Origin of the sequence: Acinetobacter courvalinii, from assembly GCF_014635545.1 — a bacterium.
GTDB lineage: Bacteria > Pseudomonadota > Gammaproteobacteria > Pseudomonadales > Moraxellaceae > Acinetobacter > Acinetobacter courvalinii.
Genome location: NZ_BMDA01000015.1, coordinates 1 through 1,164, shown reverse-complemented (window position 1 = coordinate 1,164; position 1,164 = coordinate 1). Strand labels below are relative to the sequence as shown.

At 44.8% G+C, this 1,164-nt stretch carries 1 protein-coding gene; it reads left to right on the top strand.

The window, feature by feature from the left end:
- Window positions 1-1,164, top strand: a 1,164-nt coding sequence (gene tuf, locus IEV39_RS18345; protein WP_195805478.1) for an elongation factor Tu, incomplete at its 5' end; no start/stop codon positions are given.

Genomic DNA, 1,164 nt, shown 5'->3' with positions numbered 1-1,164 from the left:
AAACCACACGTAAACGTGGGTACAATTGGTCACGTTGACCATGGTAAAACAACTTTAACTGCTGCGATTGCAACGATCTGTGCAAAAACTTACGGCGGTGAAGCGAAAGATTACTCACAAATCGACTCAGCTCCTGAAGAAAAAGCACGTGGTATTACAATTAATACATCACACGTAGAATACGATTCTCCAATCCGTCACTACGCTCACGTAGACTGCCCGGGCCACGCCGATTATGTTAAAAACATGATTACTGGTGCTGCTCAGATGGACGGCGCGATCCTTGTATGTGCTGCGACTGATGGTCCAATGCCACAAACTCGTGAACACATCCTTCTTTCACGTCAGGTTGGTGTACCTTACATCGTTGTATTCTTGAACAAGTGTGACCTTGTTGATGACGAAGAATTACTTGAATTGGTAGAAATGGAAGTTCGTGAACTTCTTTCTACTTATGACTTCCCAGGTGATGACACTCCAGTTATCCGTGGTTCAGCGCTTAAAGCGTTGGAAGGTGATGCTGGTCAATATGGCGAATCAGCAGTTATCGCTCTTGTTGAAGCGCTTGACTCTTACATTCCAGAACCAGAACGTGCAATCGACAAAGCATTCTTGATGCCAATCGAAGACGTATTCTCAATTTCTGGTCGTGGTACTGTAGTAACAGGCCGTGTAGAAGCTGGTATCGTTAAAGTTGGTGAAGAAGTCGAGATCGTTGGTATTAAAGATACAGTTAAAACAACTGTAACTGGCGTAGAAATGTTCCGTAAACTTCTTGACGAAGGCCGTGCAGGTGAGAACTGTGGTATCTTGCTTCGTGGTACTAAGCGTGAAGACGTACAACGTGGTCAAGTACTTGCTAAACCAGGTACAATCAAGCCGCACACTAAATTCGATGCAGAAGTATACGTACTTTCTAAAGAAGAAGGTGGTCGTCACACTCCATTCCTTAACGGTTACCGTCCACAGTTCTACTTCCGTACAACTGACGTAACTGGCGCGATCAAATTACAAGATGGCGTAGAAATGGTAATGCCTGGTGACAACGTAGAAATGTCAGTAGAGTTAATCCACCCGATCGCAATGGACCCAGGTCTACGTTTTGCGATCCGTGAAGGTGGTCGTACTGTAGGTGCTGGTGTTGTTGCTAAAGTAACTGCATAA